The following is a 17,567-nucleotide window of genomic DNA, read 5'->3' as shown; positions in this document are numbered from 1 at the left end:
CCCGCCCCGCCCGGGATAGTTTTAGGGCAGCTGCATATCTCCCGGGCCGTGGCTGTGCCACAGCCACCCGACCCACACCAGCTGCATCAAAACACCGCTAAGCACCAGCAGCCAACGGTACGTTTTTGAGTCTTTCCCGTAGCTCATAAGCACCAGAGCGAATGGGAAGAGCGGCAGCAGCAGCCGGAACGTGGAAGACTGCGGCAGCCAGAAAATCCCCAGGTACACTGCGTAACATACGCACCAGATAAGCATGACGGGGTGCAGCAGGGTACGGGTGCTGCGGGAGAAGAGCCACAGGAAATAGGCGGCGAACCCGGCCACGATCAGCGTAATGATGGCCCCGGTGCTCCAGCGGTTCAGGTAGAGGCTCAGCTCATTCACCCACTGCACCACATAGTGCTGCCCATCCTCAACGGTGCGGCCGCTCCAGCCGAGCTCGGTGGCCAGGTAGGCGTCTAACCGCCCGGTTTTATACGCCGCGTGCAGAGCGTGCGTGAAGGCGAAAAAGCACACGGTAAGGGCGCTGAGCAGGTGCACGGCACGCGCCGCGAAAGCCGCCAGAAACACCCTGCCTGAACTGGCACGGGGCTGCCCGGCGGAGCGGACACGGTATTCTGCGACTAGGCAGTACAGCCACCACACACCCGCGAGCGCACCCAGCGGCACACCCACCGGGCGGGATTGTGCGGCGAGGAACGCCACCGGCAGGGCCCACAGGTACCGGTCTTGGGCCAACAGCAGCACAAACAGGGCAATCGCGAAGATAGTTAGCGCTTCCGCGTAGCCGGTCACGAATACGGCAGCCGGACCGCAGAACCCGTAGGCGGCAACAGCCCACACGGCCGTGGAACGGTGCGGGGAGTTCAGGCTCGCACGGGTTTCAAATACCCCGTGTTCGCGCCAGTTCAGGCACCCCACGAAAAGCAGATACAGCACCCAGGCGAGAGCGAAACTGACTGCCACGCTGAGCAGCACCGTACTGATAGCAAAGGGTATTCCGGTGGTGTCGGCAATAATGCCTGCAATCTTGGGCTGCGCCGGAAGAAACGCCCATGTGTTGTGTGCGACCACGCCTTTGCCGTCAACCGGCAGCTGACTGGGGTACCCGTCCGTGTAGATCCGCTCATACCATTCGGCGTCCCACCACCCCATATATTCCAGCAGTCCCGGTCTGTGCCCGTCCCCTACACGCTGCTGGGCGGCTACCTGCTGCATACTCACAATCCAGAACACTATAAAGCCCCAGAGGCGGCTTAACGCCCACACGCTTGCTACCTGCGTCCACGCGGGAAGTGCGGCGAAGCGGCTGTGCGCACGGTGTAACGCCGCAGCGGCAGAGGCGGTTATCGCATCAAACGGTGAAAGCCCACCCTGCACAGCTGCGGCACGGTGGGTGGGGTCAAAGCGTTTTAAACCGCGTGAGGGAGGCTGTCGCGGTGAATCCGCATCATCATCTATAACAGGGCGGGTTCTCTCGCTCATTCTTGTACGCTTCTCCATGATATTGGTGCATTCGCGGGGTTTTTCTATAATACCAAGCGCCAGCACCACCCCAGGCACAATAAATCCCCCGGCCCGTGGGGCGGGGGATTCCAGCAGCTGCCTGCATCTGCAGCTAGGTTGCTTCAGTGTCGAACGGTGCGTAGGCTCCGCGCGGCAGCCGGGTAATATTCGATGCGACGGGTTTGTTCTTCTCTTCCCGTTCCTTCGCTTCACGGGCACGTTCGGCGTCGTCCTCAGCGAATGCTTCACGCACAATAACACGCGGGTCGTACTGGCGTGGGTCGTACTGACGCCAGTTAATGTCGTCAAGGCCGGTGTCGCCCAGCGCATCTTTGAAGTCGTCTTTAGCGTCAAAGGCCATGCGCCGTACGGTTTTAATGAATTCTTTGGCTTGGCGGGCGTACTCGGGCATACGTTCGGGGCCGATCACGAAGAACGTGAGAACGACCAGAACGATAAATTCGAGACCACTAATACCAAACACAACAGTTAGACTATCAGGATTTACGGTGGGGCGTAACATCCTACGCCCACAGGTTACTTATTCACTGCAAATATTTTTACCTGCCAGGCGGGGCGATAGCGCAGGCAGATGTCGCACCGTCAGACCCCCCCACGCACCCGCGGCCCTCACCGGTTTAGGGCGGGTAGTCGCCGCCACCGGGGTTCTGCTTCCAATGCCACAGCCACCCCACCCACACCAGCTGCAGGGTAGCGCCTGAGAGCACCAGCAGCCACCGGTACGCGCGGGAGGCAGAGACCGCCACCATTGGCAGAACCAGGGGGAAGAGCGGCAGCAGCAGCCGGAACGTGGAAGACTGCGGGTTCAAGAAGATCAGCAGGTACGCCGCGTAGCACGCGCACCAGAGAATCAGCGGCCCTGACAGCACCCCTCGCACCGCGGGGGAAAGCAAGACGAGGGCAAAAACCACTACCAGAAGCACCAGCAGGGGAATGGAAAACACCCCGAAGTAAATGGAACCCTGCTTCAGCCACGGCTCAAACAGGGCCAGGTGGGAGCTGCGCCAAGCGGTTTCGGTAGCCGTGTAGGCATCGACGCGCCCGGTCACAGCCCATGCGATGGCGGGCCAAATAAGAGCGCACGCGCACACCATAAGGGCGCTGCACAGCTGCACCGCGCGGGAGGCGAAAATACGCCAGAAACCGCGCGGGGTTTCCCCGTCGGCGCGGCGGCGCGCATCGGCGCGCATATCGGTGATGAGGCAGATAAACCACCACAGCCCGGCGGCAGCACCCAGGGGCACACCCACGGGCCGGGACAAGCAGGCGAGGGCGGCCACGGGCAGCAGCAGCAGGTATCGTGCGCGCACCATCAGGTACAGTGCCCAGGCGAGGAAGATCAGGTTTACGGATTCGGCGTAAGGTGCCTGCAGTACGGGGGCTACGGGCAGGAACGCAAAGACCGCCACGGCCCAGCACCCCAGGGAGGTGTTCTCTGCTGCGTCGGTGCGGCCTAAAGCCTGCAGGCTGGCGATGCATAATCTGTAAACAATCCAGGCCGCGATGAACCCGGCCAGCAGTGCCACAGTCGAGGCGACCGCATAATATTCCAGGCCCGTTGTGCGGGAAATGTAGCCGCTTGTGAGCGGGAAAAGCGGGTAGAACGCCCACTGGTTCTGCATGACCGTCCCGCTCATATCCTGAGGTAGTTCAACGGGGTAGCCTCTGTCGGCGATCTGCCAGTACCACCCGGAGTCCCAGGTGCTAATAAATTCGAGGTACCCCAGGCGTTCCCCCCACGGCCCCCACAGCTGCTGCCTGCCGACCATGCTGAAGACGGCCACACCCCACAGTCTGCTGAGCCCGTAGATGAGCAGCACCCGCAGGATGACCGGCAGTTCAACGAATAGGGTGCACAGGTAGTGGCCCCAGCCGTGAAGGCGCGTGTAGAGTCTGTCGAGAATGGTGCTGTCGGTACTCATTCGGTCAGGAGTCCGCCTTATCGGTGGTGTGCGCCGATTCTTTATCCGCGATTTCCTTATTAATGGCGACAATAGCCCCGCTGGTGCTGTTCTTGTGCTGCGCGGAGTCATCCTCATGCGGCTTAGCCGCTGCGGGGGTTTCAACGGTGGTTTTCGCGGAGGACGCTACCACGGCGTTGGCCGCAGTGTTGGCGGCGTGGGCGGCGCGTCCCGCTTCGGACCAGGGAAGTACCTGCTGGGAGGTGGCGGGGTGCGCCCCATCAGGTGCCGTGCCGGTGTCTGCGGCGTCTTTGGCGGAGTCTTCGGAGGTGAGGGGCTCATCCGCTGGGTGCCCCTGGGGAGCCTCAGTCTCTTTGTGGTCCCGCACATCGTTATCCGGCACCTGCGCCGTGCGGCCGGTGTCCGTATGAGCTGCCGCAGCTTTTTCGGGGGTTTCTTCTTCGGCGGCGGAGGTGCCAGCTGCTGCCGCTGCGGGGGCCTCATGCGCCGCATCCGCTTCGCCTGTCTCAGGCTCCTGCGGGACGGCCTCGGCTGCTGCGTTATCTGCCGCTGCGGGGTTGTCTGGCAAGGGTTCAAGAACCACAACCTGTTGCCCCGCCAGCTCTGGGGCGGGCTGCGTGCGGGCACCGAAAACGTTCAGCCCGTCCCCCGCAATATGTTCGAAGAAGGCTCGCCCGGGGAACGCGCGGTCGCTGCTGATGACTACAGCGCTGTAGATAACAATCAGCAGGGTTGCGAGGGCAAGTAACGTTATCAATATGTTCACGGGTACCTCCGGACAAAAAGGGCGGGGTTCCAGTTTAACCTAATGAACCGGACTTGGGCGCGTATTCGGCGGCACGTTCCATCCGGTGGGTCATTGCGGTATTGGTGCTGGCAGGCAGCGTGGGCCGCTAGTCACTCATGAGCCAGCTTCGCAGTTCGCTGTAGCACCGGTTGAGTTCGCTAAAACGCACATGCTCATTGTCGGTGTGCGCCAGTAAGGCATCACCGGGGCCGAAGTTCACCGCAGGGATGCCGATTTCGCTCAGCCGCGCCACATCCGTCCACCCGTACTTGGGTTTGGGCTCCTGCCCCACAGCGGCAATGAGGGAAGCAGCCAGCGGCGTGTCAAGGCCGGGGCGGGCCGCCGGTGAGAGGTCAACGAAGTCCAGCTCATACTCCTGGAAGAGTTCCTGTACGTGGGCCACGGCCTCGTCCAGGGTCTTATTGGGGGCGAACCGGTAGTTCACGTGAAGCGCGGCCGCATCGGGGATGACATTGCCCGCCACTCCCCCGCTCACCTGCACGGCGTTAAGCCCTTCCCGGTAATCCAGGCCCTGCACCCGGTAGGTTTGCGGCGTGAAGTGCGCCAGTGTGGTGAGCGCATCAGCCAGGTGGTGGATTGCGTTCTCCCCTTTCCAGGCCCGCCCGGAATGCGCGGCCAGCCCGGTGGTCCGAAGGTAAAAACGCATTGTGCCGTTGCAGCCGCCTTCGATGGTGCCGTCGGTGGGTTCTAGAAGCACCCCGAAATCGGCGTCGGTAATCAGCTCGCCGTGGTTGCGGATCAGCCGCGCCAAACCGGATTTTTCGCTGGCCACTTCCTCATTGTCGTAGAAGATGTAGGTGAGGTCGTAGTCCGTTTCGTGAGCAGTTAATTCGGCGGCTAGCTTAAGTTGTACCGCCACACCGCCTTTCATGTCGGTGGCCCCGCGCCCGTACAGTACCCAGTCGCCGTCCTCTTCAACCACGCGGGAAGGCACCGTACCAAGCGACCCCGCCACGGTAGGCAGCGGCACGGTGTCCAGATGCCCGGCGAGCAGGATGCGGGTGCGTTGCTGCCCGTTCTGCGGCCCGAAGTCGGTGCGGGCAATAATGGCGTCCCCGTCACGCACCAGGTGCAGGTGCGGGTGGGTTTCCAGGGCCCGGTAGATGGCGTCGGCGAGGGTTTTCTCTTCCCCCGAGACAGAGTAAATATCAAGCAGAACCCGGGTCAGTTCGGGCATGGAGACGTTCGTGTCGATGGCTGCGGTGGGGTGGCTCATGGGTCCCTTAGCTGTAGTGTCAGTCGCATTAGCGGCGCGGTTCTTTACCCTAATATTCAACCTTATCTGCGCCCCGGAAGCCACCTTCAGCCGCCCCCGGACGCTGGGTGCGGGGGCGGGGTCTTAACCATTGCCCCTTATCAGGAACCGTTTGCGCGGCGGCACCTGGTTATCGGGGCCGTCATTGACGACGTTGGCGGCCTTTGCACCCTGAGGTTTACCCGCAATTAACTCTCAAGAACCCCGCCCTGCGGGCGCCTACACCCAATCCCGGCGCATCCCTATAATTAAAGGCATGTCTGAAAACGCTTCAACCGAAACTCGTTACGCTTCCGGCGTGGCCCTCGTTAATGTCGTCGCCTCCGGCCCCGATGCGGGCACGGTACTGGATGCGTGGTTCCCCGCGCCTGCGCTCACCCAAACCCCCGATCTTTCCCTCGCGGATGAGCTTGAAGAGCTCACCGGCGAGCACCCCGAACGCAATGCCCGCACTGAGGTGCGCACCGCCTCCATTGATTTGGATGAGGCCCCTGAGGACGCAGTCGATGGGTACCTGCGTCTGCACCTGCTCTCGCACACCCTGGTGCGCCCGAATGACCTGAATCTTGAGGGGCTTTTCGGGCACCTGGCGAACGTGGCGTGGACGAACCACGGTCCGGTACTTGCCACCGAGCTGAACAAGCTCGCGCTGGGCCTGCGGAAGCTGGGGCATTTGAGCGTAAGCCATGTCGATAAGTTCCCGCGTCTTATTGACTATGTGGTTCCCGCTGGGGTGCGTGTGGGTGATGGTGACCGTCTGCGCCTGGGCGCGCACCTGGCTGATGGCACCACCGTCATGCACGAGGGCTTTGTGAACTTTAACGCTGGCACTCTGGGCACTTCTATGGTTGAAGGCCGCATCTCCCAGGGTGTGGTGGTTGGCGATGGCTCCGATGTGGGCGGCGGCGCCTCCACCATGGGCACCCTCTCCGGTGGCGGTACTCAGCGTGTGTCAATCGGTGAGCGTTCCCTGCTGGGTGCTGAGTCTGGTATTGGTATCGCCCTGGGCGATGACTGTGTGGTTGAGGCGGGCCTGTACGTGACCGCCGGTTCCCGCGTGATTGTGCTTATCCCGGGTGAGGATGTGCGTGTGGTGAAGGCCGCCGAACTGTCGGGTGTGTCGAACCTGCTGTTCCGCCGCAACTCGGTCACCGGCGCGGTTGAGGTGCTTCCGCGCGCTAAGAATAGTGTGGAGTTGAACGAGGCGCTGCACACGAACTAGCTCCTTTGTGCCTTTCTGATGCCCCAAGGGGCGTGAGAGGCCAGTGAGTTTGGCAACCCGCCGGGTGCCCCCGCACGTCAATGCACGGCTGGGGAGCATCCGGCGGGCTACTATTTAAAGTGCTACCCCTGAACTTACCGTATCCGGTGCGCACCGGCGTGCCCGAAAGGATAAATATGAAGATTCTGGTCACCGGCGGCGCCGGCTATATCGGCTCCCACACTGTGCTTGAGCTGCTGAACGCGGGCCACGAGGTGGTGGTCATGGATAACCTCTCGAATTCCTCCGAAACTTCGCTGCAGCGCGTCGCCGAGCTTGCCGGGCGCGCCCCCGAGTTTCACAACGTCGATCTGCTGGATCTGGCGGGCATGAAGGAGCTGTTCACCAGCACCCAACCGGACGCAGTCATCCACTTTGCGGGGCTGAAGGCTGTGGGCGAATCCGCCGAGAAGCCGCTATGGTACTACCAGACGAACGTCGCCGGCACCCTGAACCTGCTCTACGCCATGGAGGAGGCGAACTGCCGCTCCATCGTGTTCTCCTCGTCAGCGACCGTGTACGGTGAGCCTGAGTCCATGCCGTTGGTGGAGAAGCTGAACATGGACGCACAGTCCTGTTACGGGCGCACCAAGGAACATATTGAGGATATGCTCGTGGACCTGGCGGCCTCCGATGACCGCTGGAATATTGCGCTGCTGCGTTATTTCAACCCCGTGGGCGCGCACGAGTCCGGGCGTATCGGTGAAGACCCGTCAGGAATCCCGAATAACCTGGTGCCGTTTATTGCCCAGGTGGCGGTGGGCCGCCGCGAGCACCTGAACGTATTCGGCAACGACTACCCCACTGTGGACGGCACCGGTGTACGCGATTACATTCACGTGGTTGACCTTGCCGATGGCCACCTCAAGGCGGTGGATTACATTACCGAGCACGGCGGGCTGCACACTTGGAACCTGGGCACCGGCAACGGCTATTCGGTGCTTGAGGTGCTGCACGCCTTCGAGAAAGCCTGCGGTAAGGAGCTGCCCTATAAGATTGTGGCGCGCCGCCCCGGCGATGTTGCTGTCTCTTACGCCGACCCGTCCTCGGCACTGGCTGATTTGGGGTGGAGCGCATCCCGGGATATTGACACGATGGTGCGCGATCACTGGAACTGGCAGAAGAACAACCCGAACGGGTATGAAGAACAATAGCCAATAGGGGCTTACAGTGCCCCGCTATGCGCGCCCCAGCAGGCACCCGCCTGCTGGGGCGCGTTTCTGCGTTTACGGGGTGAAAAGCCCTGCCCACACCTCTCGTGACTATGCGTTGCTTTGGGTGGGTTTATGTGCGATTTACCGGCAGGGTTTTTACACAAACAGGGCCGCCGCACCCGCGCTCCCCCACTGCCCCACCCCGCCGCATTCACCAAATCCCCTGAAAATACGGGATTCACCGAGCATCTGACCCCCGAACACCCCGCACAACCCGCTTCTGTGATATATTCAACTCAATTTTGGTTTCCTTGAGTTTTCGCGGGAATACGCCCCACCCAATACCTTAAAAACCGGAATATTTACACCGATTACCGAATCTTTAACATTCCTGTTACATCCCCGGCGTAAGCTAGGTTACTACCGTGATGCGCGTGATTCTTCCGGCTCACAGCCCACGCGCCGCGTCGTATCTGTTGGGCATAGCCCCACCGTGTGTAAAGGAGAACCCTATGAGCGAAGCCCCACTCGTGCGTATTCACGACGTCAATAAGTACTACGGGCAAAACCATGTGCTCAAAAACATTAACCTCTCCGTCAATAAGGGCGAAGTCATTATCCTGCTCGGCCCTTCCGGCTCCGGCAAATCAACCCTGTGCCGAACCATTAACCGCCTCGAAACAACCTCCAGCGGAACCATCACTATCGACGGTAAAGACCTCCCCCAAGAAGGCCGCGACCTCGCTAAACTCCGCGCCGAAGTGGGCATGGTCTTCCAATCCTTCAACCTTTTCGCCCACAAAACCATCCTCGACAACGTCACCCTTGGCCCCCGCAAAATCCGCAAACTCCCCAAGGCTGAAGCCGAGGCGGAAGCCATGAAACTGCTGGCGAAAGTGGGCGTGGAATCCCAGGCCGAAAAAATGCCGGCCCAGCTCTCAGGCGGCCAGCAGCAGCGTGTGGCCATTGCCCGCGCGCTCGCCATGAAACCCAAAGTCATGCTGTTTGATGAGCCCACCAGTGCGCTCGACCCCGAAATGGTGAATGAAGTACTCGACACCATGGTCTCCCTCGCCCGCGACGGCATGACCATGATCGTCGTAACCCACGAGATGGGATTCGCCCGCAAGGCGGCCGACCGCATCGTCTTCCTCGCGGACGGCGAGATTGTTGAAGAGGCCACCCCGGATGACTTCTTCACCAAGCCCAAGAGCGAACGCGCCCGCGACTTCCTCTCCAAGATCATCGACCATTAGGAGCGCGCCATGAAAAAATCGTTCATTAACCGCGCCGCAGCTAAGTTCTTTGCTGCCGGAACCGCCGCCGCGCTCGCCCTCGGGTTCGCCCTCACCGGCTGTTCCAGCGCCGCAGATGCTAAGCCGAAGATCCGGATTGGCATTAAATACGACCAGCCGGGCTTAGGCTACCAGGACGGCAGGGAATTCACCGGCTTCGACGTGGATATTGCGAAGTATATTGCGGGTAAGCTCGGCTACTCGGAAGAGCAGATCGAATTCGTAGAGTCCCCCAGCGCCAACCGTGAGAATATGCTCTCCAACGGCCAGGTGGACATGATTGTGGCCACCTATTCCATTAGTGATAGCCGTAAGAAGAGCATTGACTTCGCGGGCCCCTACTACGTGGCGGGGCAGGATCTGCTGGTACGCTCCGATGAGACGAATATTACCGGCCCCGACAGTCTCAACGGTAAGAACCTGTGCTCGGTGACCGGTTCAACCAGCGCCAAAAAAATCCAGGACAAGTTCGCTAAAAACGTGAACCTGGTCAATCAGAACAGCTACTCGGACTGTGTGGTCGCACTCAACGGCGGCGTGGTGGATGCGGTGACCACCGATGACATTATTCTTGCCGGGCTTGCCGCCACTAAGGCGAATAAGGGCAAGCTCAAGCTGGTGGGTCAAACGTTCACCACCGAAAAGTACGGTGTGGGCCTTCCCAAGGGTACCGATAAGTGTGAGGCCGTCAATAAGGCCATTAATGAGATGGTCGCGGACGGCACCTGGCAGCGGCTGGTGGAGAAAAATACTGAAGGCACCGGCTACACCTATAACTCCAACAATAACCCACCGCATCCTGGCGCCAGCTGCGCCTAATGCCTGACCGAGAGGTAAACGATGTCATTCTTTGACCAACTCGGCGCCCTCCTCGCCAAATACGATGTGGTGGGCGCGTTCTGGGTCAATGTGCAACTGACCTTCTGGGCCGCTATCGGGTCTTTCGTGCTCGGCTCCGTGCTGGCGCTCATGCGCATTAGTCCCGTACCGTCCCTACGTTTTGTGGGCGCCGCCTACGTAAATGCGGTGCGTAATACGCCGCTGACTATTCTGATGACCCTCGCCCTGCTTGGTGTGTGGACGCAGTTTCAGCTCTCGTTTTCAACGAGTTTTGAGACGAACTTCTTTGTCTACGCGGTGATTGTGCTCTCGATCTACCACGCTTCTTTTGTGTGTGAGGCTATCCGTTCGGGTGTGAATACGGTTCCCACGGGGCAGGCGGAGGCGGCGCGTGCTATTGGCTTGGGGTTTTTCCCCACCGCCCGGCACGTGATTTTCCCGCAGGCGCTGCGCGGTTCTATTACTCCGCTGGGTAATACGCTGATCGCCCTGGCGAAAAATACGACGGTTGCTTCGGTCGCCTCGGTCGCAGAGTCCTCCGGGTTAATGAAAACCATGATTGAGTTCGACCCGAATATGGTGCTGGCCATCTTCCTCATGTTCGCTTTGGGGTTCGTGGTGATTGTTGTGCCCCTGGGCGTACTAACCACCTGGTCCTCACGTAAACTGGCGGTGAAGCGATGAAACTTCTGAATTCTAAACTCGATACCAGCACCAGCGTGCTGTTTGACACCCCCGGCCCCCGTGCGAAGGCGATGACCCGCTGGTTCAATATTGGCGCGATCGTGCTTCTGGCTGCGTTTATGGCGTATGTGCTTTCGGTGATGGGCGCTAAAGGCCAGCTGGAGGCTGAGAAGTGGACTGATCTGTTCACCGCAAAAGCGTGGGGCTCGTACTATCTGCCGGGGCTTCTGGCGACTTTGCAGGCGGCGGGTATTTCGGTAGTGACTTCCGTCGTATTTGGTGTGCTGTTCGGCATGGCGCGCCTGGCGCAGAACCGGCCAATGCGCTGGTTCGGTACCGTGGTGGTAGAGTTTTTCCGCGCCGTTCCGGTGCTGATGATGATGATTTTCTTCTGGCTGTTCCTGAGCCGGTTCAGCTGGATTAACCCCGCGCAGCTGCCGTTCTTTGCCGTGGTTATCGGCTTGACCCTCTATAACGGTTCGGTGATTGCCGAACTGCTGCGTTCGGGCGTTAAGCAGCTGCCGCGCGGTCAGGGTGAGGCAGGCCTGGCAATCGGTTTGACCCCGGGCCAGACTCTGCGCACCATCCTCATGCCGCAGGCGTTTAACGCCATGATGCCCTCCATGCTCAGCCAGTTCGTGGTGATTCTCAAGGACACTGCGCTCGGGTACATTATTTCGTACCCCGAACTGCTGGCATCTGCTCGGCGCATCGGCTCGGGTGACGGCAATATTCTGCAGACCCTGCTGCTGGCGGCAGTACTGTTTATTGCGGTGAATTTCTCGCTGACTACGTTCGCCACGTGGCTGGGCGGGTTCCTCTCGTCACGTACCTCTGTGACGCCGAAGAAAATGCACCACCTGCCCGGCGAGGTGGATACCCCGAACCCGCCCACGCAGCAGATGTTCGTGCTGCCTGGCAAACGCAAGTAGCGTACAGCACGGTTTAGGGTACGCGACTAGAAACGCCCGGTTCCTCCCGCATTGGAGGTTCCGGGCGTTTGCTTATTTGTGCGTCCTTGGCGCCAGCGGCGGAGGCTGCTCTCCTCACGCTGCTATGGGACTGGTATTACCCCGCAGGGAAGGGCACGGGCTATGCGACGCTGCCTTTGAGGCGTTCTGCGGCAGCAGCGACTGCCGCATCCGAGGCGGTGAGGGCGATGCGCACATAGCCGTCGCAGCCCTCTCCGTAGAACACTCCGGGGCCGGCCACAATACCCAGTTTCGCCAGCCGCTCGATCGATTCCCAGGTGCTCTCACCGAACGTGGTCCACAGGTACAGGCCCGCTTCGGAGCCTTCGATTGTCCCGCCTGCGGCGGTAATTGCCTCCACGAGGATTTCACGGCGGGCACGGTATATGTCTTTCTGCGCGGCCACATGCGCATCATCGGTGAGGGCCGCGATCATGGCGGACTGCACCGGTGCGGGTACGATCATTCCCGCGTGTTTACGGGTGTTAATAATGTTCGGCATGATCTGCGCATCCCCGGCGATAAACGCGGCACGGTATCCCGCCAGGTTCGACTGTTTCGAGAGCGAGTAAGCGGCGAATAGCCCGGTGAAGTCCCCAGCGCAGACGCGTTCATCAAGGATGGAAGGCACGGGTTTACCGCCGCGCGCCGTGTCCCATTCTCCCCAGCCAAGTTCCGCATAGCATTCGTCGCTGGCTACTACGGCACCAATGTCGCGGGCTTGACGAACGAGTTCACGCAGCTGCTCAATACCGCGCACCACACCGTTAGGGTTAGCGGGCGAGTTCACCCACACCAGCCGTACCCGCCGTTTCACGTCTTCGGGCAGTTCAGTAAGGCTGTCGGCGGCATAATGGTCGGCCCCGGCCAGGCGCGCCCCAATCTCGTAGGTGGGGTAGGCTGCACGGGGGTACACTACCACGTCACGCTCCCCCGTTTCGGGGTGTGGGCCCAGTCCCAGCAGGAACGGCAGCCACGCCACGAGTTCTTTTGAGCCGACGGTGGGCATCACTTGGTCGGTGCTGAGCCCGTGCACGTTGCGGCGGCGGGCGAACCAGTCCACGATCGCCTGCCGCAGTTCGAGGGTGCCGTGCGTGGTCGGGTAGCCGTGGGCGTTTGCGCCTGCGGCGAGCGCATCTTGAATGAGCTGGGGGGTGCTATCAACCGGGGTGCCGATGGAGAGGTCTACGGTTCCGCCGGGGTGTTCAGCCGCGATAGCGCGGTAGGGGGCGAGCGCCTCCCAGGGGTATTCGGGTAGGTCTATGCCGTATGTGCGCATGGTTCTCCTTCACCGGCGGGGTGGCCTGTAACTCTGTGGTGGGGGCGTAGCTATTGTATCGCGTGGGCGGGCCTTGGGGTACGGGTGAAGCCCCCGTTCCCACCGTATAAGATGCGGGTGCGGGGGCTTCGGTGTTTTGTAGGCCACCATTGAGAAAGTTGTAGTTCAGAAAGTGCGGGCCGGTTGTTTCCCGGTGTGCGGGTGTGTCCGCTGTGTGGAGGCTATTCTCCTTGCGGCGGTAGTGCCGCAATGAAGGGAACGTCTTTGCCGGTGGGGCCCATTTTGGCGGCACCGCCGGGTGAGCCGAGGTCGTCGAAGAATTCGGCGTTGGCGGTAATGTATTCGGACCATTCTTCGGGTACGTCGTCTTCGTAGTAGATGGCTTCGACGGGGCATACGGGTTCGCAGGCGCCGCAGTCCACGCATTCGTCGGGGTGGATGTACAGGGTGCGGTCGCCTTCGTAGATGCAATCTACGGGGCATTCCTCTACGCAGGCGCGGTCCTTCACGTCTACGCAGGGCAGTGCAATTACGTAAGTCATGGGTGCCTTTCTTGAACCGGTTTCAGCGCCCACTGCCCCAATGTTGGTGGGGTGTGGGGTGTGTTGGCGCTGGGGCATGGGGTATCCGCCCGAAAGCCTGTGTATAAGTCTATCTCGCTACGGCGTTTTTACAATATTTTCGTGGCGCAGTGAACAGGTGTTTGAGAGGTAAAATACCCTATTTTTTAGGCTAGGCTGTCCTGCAAAATTCTAGCGTTCTCCCTAGTCAGAGCCTTAAATTTAGCAGAATAAGAAAATAAAGTTAAGTTCGCCACATAGTTTTTGGGCGTGTTTTTATGTCGCAGCGTCACTCACGCGGTCCATATATAGCTCACTCGGTGTTAGCGTTTGTGAGGCTGCGAAAAACTGGGTGCGCTTTTATGCTCGCGTAGCTGCTGCTTTTCATTGCGCAGGGAGCGTACCGCAACGGGGGCGGCGAGCATGGCAATAATGGGTGCGCCCATCAGCCAGCAGGTGCCCACTATGCCGATTGCGGCACCGGCGGTGGGGTTCACGAGCACAAACGGCGCTTCCGGCCGGGCGTAGGCAAACGCGAAGATGGTAATAAACACGGCTGCTGCCAGGATGGGTGCGGCCACTGGGCGGCGCATCATGGTGGCGCCCCACAGGGAGGCGAAGAATACCGTCAGGTACCCTAGGCCCAGGCCCACCGGGATGGGGGTGTCACCCGCATACTGTATCCAGGCATGGTAGATGGAACCGCCCAGGGCTGCCATAATGCCCAGCAGGATACTCGTGAAGGAGGTGCTTATTATTCCGGCGGGTTCGTGGCCGCTGGGGACTTCAATATTCGCGTCCCCCGCCAATAGTCGGTATGTTTCTACCCCCGATATTTTCTGTTCCACACCGTTTGAGTATTCAAAGGTGTCATCACCGGTCACCACAATTTGGGTACCGTATTCGCGCATTGCTTTACGTTTAGCGGTGGTGGAGCCGTAGATCGCCGCCTGGGTGCGTTTATCTGTTTCGTCAAATTCCCCTTCTATGCCCCACACCAGCACCGGTTTCTGGCTGCTTTTGAGAAGTGAGAGTGCCTGCATGACTGCTCGGTGGGTGCGCACATGGTCGGGGTGCCCGTACCCGCCGTCGGCATCGTAGGTAATGAGGGCGTCGGGTTTAATGGAGCGGATTGCGTTCGCTATGGCCTGTGCCTGTGGCTCTATGGGTTCTGCGGTGAGCGAGTCGCTGCTGGCCTTGGGGTTGGGGGCTGGTTTGCCGTCTTCGCCCCACACCATGCCGGAGTCGCGGTAAATTTTTCGTGTGCCTGTGGCGGTGGCGGGTGCTTGGCCCAGGTAGAAACGGCTGGCAACGCCCAGGGTGCGGGATGCGGCGACGAGTTCGCCGGTGCGGTATTCTCCCAGTGCTTCCCCGTTATCGGCGCATTCGGGGTCACCAACCTGCAGGTGTTTCAGGTCTTCGGGGATGACCTCACCCATTTCTCCGCGGGTAAGAGTGAGCAGGTGTACTTTGGCGCCTTCACGGGCGTAGGCAGCCATTGTTGCGCCCGTTGAGGAGGTCTCATCATCCGGGTGGGCGTGTACGAACAGTAGCACACCGTCTTTAATGAGGCGCCCGTTCGGTAGCAGATTACGTTTAGATGCAGACACCACTCTGGTGCCCTGCTGGGGGTAACTTGGGGTAGCCTCAGACATAACCGTGCTCGCCGCCTCCTTCAACTTAGCGTTCACTATATTCTATCCCCACCTGTCTTCATATGGGCGGTATTTTTAAAAAGTCGGGTGGGGGCGCATCCACACCTGCAGTAGTGTGGGTGCACCCCCACCCGGTGCGCGAGCCTTACGGTGCGCGGGGTGTGTGATGCTCGTGTGCCCTAGTTGGCGCGGGCACGGCGGCGGAATTCACGCACTCGCTCGTTCGCATCCAGAATAACCTTGCGGATGCGAATAGCTTCGGGAGTGACCTCCACGCATTCGTCTTCGCGGGCGAATTCGAGGCATTCTTCCAGCGTGAGCTTCTTGGGCGGGGTCAGGTTCTCGAAGCTGTCTGCGGTGGAGGAACGCATATTGGTCAGCTTCTTTTCTTTGGTGATATTCACTTCCATATCGTCCGCACGGGAGTTCATGCCCACGACCATGCCCTCGTATACTTCGGAGGTCGGTTCCACGAAGAAGGTGCCGCGTTCCTGCAGGTTAATCATGGCGTAAGGGGTAACCACACCGGCACGGTCGGCGATCATTGAGCCGTTGGTGCGGTACTCAATATCGCCAGCCCAGGGTTCGGGGTCGATCGAGTACGACGACGAGATACCGGCGCCGCGGGTTTCGGTGAGGAACTGGGTGCGGAAGCCGATCAGGCCGCGCGCGGGTACCGCGAATTCCATGCGCACCCAGCCGGTGCCGTGGTTCGACATGTTCTCCATGCGCCCCTTACGCGCCGCCATCAGCTGGGTTACGGCACCCAGGTGCTCTTCGGGCACATCAATAATCATGTGTTCCATCGGTTCGTACAGTTTGCCGTCGATGGTTTTGGTGACTACCTGCGGTTTACCCACGGTCAGTTCAAAGCCTTCGCGGCGCATCTGCTCCACCAAAATAGCGAGGGCGAGCTCGCCGCGGCCCTGAACTTCCCAAGCATCCGGGCGCTGGGTGGGCAGAACCTTAATGGAGACGTTACCGATAAGTTCACGGTCAAGACGGTCCTTGACCTGGCGTGCGGTCACCTTCGCACCCTTGACGCGGCCCGCCATCGGAGAGGTGTTAATACCGATGGTCATGGAGATCGCCGGGTCGTCCACCTTAATAAGCGGCAGCGGCTTGGGGTTTTCGGCGTCGGTCAGGGTTTCGCCAATGGTAATGTCTTCGATACCGGCGACCGCCACGATTTCGCCGGGGCCTGCTTCTTCGGCGGGAACACGTTCGAGCGCCTTGGTGGCCAGCAGCTCGGAGATACGCACGTTTTTAATATTGCCGTCTTGGCGTGCCCAGGCGACGGTCTGCCCCTTCTTGAGGGTGCCGTTGAAGATACGCACGAGCGCCAGACGGCCCAGGAACGGCGAAGAGTCAAGGTTGGTCACATGCGCCTGCAGCACCTCATCAGGGTTGTAGGTGGGGGCGGGCACATGCTCGATAATGGTCTTAAACAGAGGTTCCAAATCGTCATTATCGGGCAGGGCGCCGTCGGCGGGCTGGTTCAGCGATGCGGCGCCAGCCTTGCCGGAGGCGTAGACAACCGGCACATCCAGCACGCTGTCGAGGTCAAGGTCGGGCACCTCCTCGGACAGATCCGATGCCAAGCCGAGCAGCAGATCCATGGTTTCGCTGACGACCTCGTCGATGCGCGCATCCGGGCGGTCCACCTTGTTCACCACCAAAATGACGGGCAGCTTCGCGGCGAGTGCCTTGCGCAGCACGAAGCGGGTCTGCGGCAGCGGACCTTCGGAGGCGTCCACGAGCAGCACCACGCCATCGACCATAGACAGGCCGCGTTCGACTTCGCCGCCGAAGTCGGCGTGCCCGGGGGTATCGATCACGTTGATGGTGATGGTTTCACCGTTCGCGGAGGGTCCATCGTAGAACACGGTGGTGTTCTTCGCGAGGATGGTAATGCCTTTTTCCTTTTCAAGGTCGCCGGAGTCCATCACGCGGTCTTCGACGTCTGCGTGCGCCGAGAACGCGTGGGTCTGCTTGAGCATCGCATCCACGATGGTGGTTTTGCCGTGGTCAACGTGTGCCACGATCGCCACGTTGCGCAAATCAGGGCGCGAAGCGGTGTTTTCAGACATGCGTAATTTTTCTCGCTTAAATCTAGGGGTACGGTACTGCCCGCCACGCCGTGTGAGTGCATCACCACGGATGCGCGGTACAGGGCCACTGTGTGGGCACGGCAAACGCGCCCTAGTGGTGGGCTTGCCTGTCCAGTGTACCACCTGCCGCAGCGAGTGGCCCGCATACCGCAAGCAGCAGGTATTGGTTCAAATATGAGGAGAAAGTATCCTCTGCCTGCGGACTATAAAGACATTTAGTGCGCAGCTTTTCAATTAGTGCACAG

At 60.4% G+C, this 17,567-nt stretch carries 15 protein-coding genes; 6 read left to right on the top strand and 9 right to left on the bottom strand.

The annotated features are described in order from the left end of the window. Positions 1–21 precede the first annotated feature (21 nt). The 5 genes from D8M41_RS01685 to dapE all read right to left on the bottom strand — a co-directional run bounded on the left by D8M41_RS01685 (position 22) and on the right by dapE (position 5,473). Complete coding sequence (locus D8M41_RS01685) at positions 22–1,485, bottom strand: hypothetical protein (RefSeq protein WP_037286377.1); 1,464 nt, start codon at positions 1,483–1,485, stop codon at positions 22–24. A 133-nt stretch (positions 1,486–1,618) separates the two neighbouring features. After that, positions 1,619–1,990, bottom strand: coding sequence for a protein translocase TatA (locus D8M41_RS01680; protein ID WP_037234899.1), 372 nt, complete (start codon positions 1,988–1,990; stop codon positions 1,619–1,621). Between the two features lie 154 nt (positions 1,991–2,144). Beyond that, positions 2,145–3,449: a hypothetical protein gene (locus tag D8M41_RS01675; RefSeq protein ID WP_006889196.1), complete on the bottom strand. Its 1,305-nt coding sequence runs from the start codon at positions 3,447–3,449 to the stop codon at positions 2,145–2,147. 4 nt (positions 3,450–3,453) lie between these two features. Further along, complete coding sequence (locus D8M41_RS01670) at positions 3,454–4,215, bottom strand: hypothetical protein (protein WP_006889194.1); 762 nt, start codon at positions 4,213–4,215, stop codon at positions 3,454–3,456. A gap of 127 nt (positions 4,216–4,342) precedes the next feature. After that, positions 4,343–5,473, bottom strand: a complete 1,131-nt coding sequence (gene dapE / locus D8M41_RS01665) for a succinyl-diaminopimelate desuccinylase (RefSeq protein ID WP_006889151.1) — start codon at positions 5,471–5,473, stop codon at positions 4,343–4,345. Positions 5,474–5,759: 286 nt separating this feature from the next. Here dapE and dapD point away from each other — a divergent pair, with 286 nt between their 5' ends. From dapD to D8M41_RS01635, 6 genes are all read left to right on the top strand, one after another. After that, the gene (dapD, locus tag D8M41_RS01660) at positions 5,760–6,734 is read left to right on the top strand and encodes a 2,3,4,5-tetrahydropyridine-2,6-dicarboxylate N-succinyltransferase (RefSeq protein ID WP_037234828.1); all 975 of its coding nucleotides are present in this window, start codon (positions 5,760–5,762) and stop codon (positions 6,732–6,734) included. Between the two features lie 176 nt (positions 6,735–6,910). Beyond that, a complete protein-coding gene (gene galE, locus D8M41_RS01655) occupies positions 6,911–7,927 on the top strand; it encodes a UDP-glucose 4-epimerase GalE (RefSeq protein WP_037234826.1) in 1,017 nt (338 codons plus the stop codon). Between the two features lie 512 nt (positions 7,928–8,439). Next, positions 8,440–9,183 carry an amino acid ABC transporter ATP-binding protein gene (locus tag D8M41_RS01650; protein ID WP_006887474.1) on the top strand — a complete coding sequence of 248 codons (744 nt, stop codon included), beginning with the start codon at positions 8,440–8,442 and terminating at the stop codon, positions 9,181–9,183. A gap of 9 nt (positions 9,184–9,192) precedes the next feature. Next, positions 9,193–10,041 (top strand): glutamate ABC transporter substrate-binding protein, encoded by an 849-nt coding sequence (locus tag D8M41_RS01645; protein WP_006887469.1) that lies wholly within the window; start codon positions 9,193–9,195, stop codon positions 10,039–10,041. Positions 10,042–10,062: 21 nt separating this feature from the next. Then, on the top strand, positions 10,063–10,746 hold the full coding sequence (locus D8M41_RS01640; RefSeq protein WP_006887456.1) for an amino acid ABC transporter permease: 684 nt from the start codon (positions 10,063–10,065) through the stop codon (positions 10,744–10,746). Continuing rightward, complete coding sequence (locus tag D8M41_RS01635; RefSeq protein ID WP_094757655.1) at positions 10,743–11,678, top strand: amino acid ABC transporter permease; 936 nt, start codon at positions 10,743–10,745, stop codon at positions 11,676–11,678. Before D8M41_RS01640 ends, D8M41_RS01635 begins: the two co-directional genes overlap by 4 nt. A gap of 160 nt (positions 11,679–11,838) precedes the next feature. On the opposite strand, the gene dapC is transcribed toward D8M41_RS01635, so the two are convergent. The 4 genes from dapC to typA all read right to left on the bottom strand — a co-directional run bounded on the left by dapC (position 11,839) and on the right by typA (position 17,301). Continuing rightward, the gene (gene dapC, locus D8M41_RS01630; protein ID WP_126926290.1) at positions 11,839–12,996 is read right to left on the bottom strand and encodes a succinyldiaminopimelate transaminase; all 1,158 of its coding nucleotides are present in this window, start codon (positions 12,994–12,996) and stop codon (positions 11,839–11,841) included. A 221-nt stretch (positions 12,997–13,217) separates the two neighbouring features. Continuing rightward, positions 13,218–13,538, bottom strand: a complete 321-nt coding sequence (gene fdxA, locus D8M41_RS01625; protein WP_004005129.1) for a ferredoxin — start codon at positions 13,536–13,538, stop codon at positions 13,218–13,220. Positions 13,539–13,879: 341 nt separating this feature from the next. Next, positions 13,880–15,247 (bottom strand): PIG-L family deacetylase, encoded by a 1,368-nt coding sequence (locus D8M41_RS01620; protein WP_126926289.1) that lies wholly within the window; start codon positions 15,245–15,247, stop codon positions 13,880–13,882. Positions 15,248–15,390: 143 nt separating this feature from the next. Then, positions 15,391–17,301, bottom strand: coding sequence for a translational GTPase TypA (gene typA / locus D8M41_RS01615; protein WP_004005132.1), 1,911 nt, complete (start codon positions 17,299–17,301; stop codon positions 15,391–15,393). Positions 17,302–17,567 lie beyond the last annotated feature (266 nt).

Source organism: Rothia sp. HSID18069, assembly GCF_003989155.1.
GTDB lineage: Bacteria > Actinomycetota > Actinomycetes > Actinomycetales > Micrococcaceae > Rothia > Rothia aeria.
This window is presented reverse-complemented; position numbering and strand designations above follow the sequence as displayed.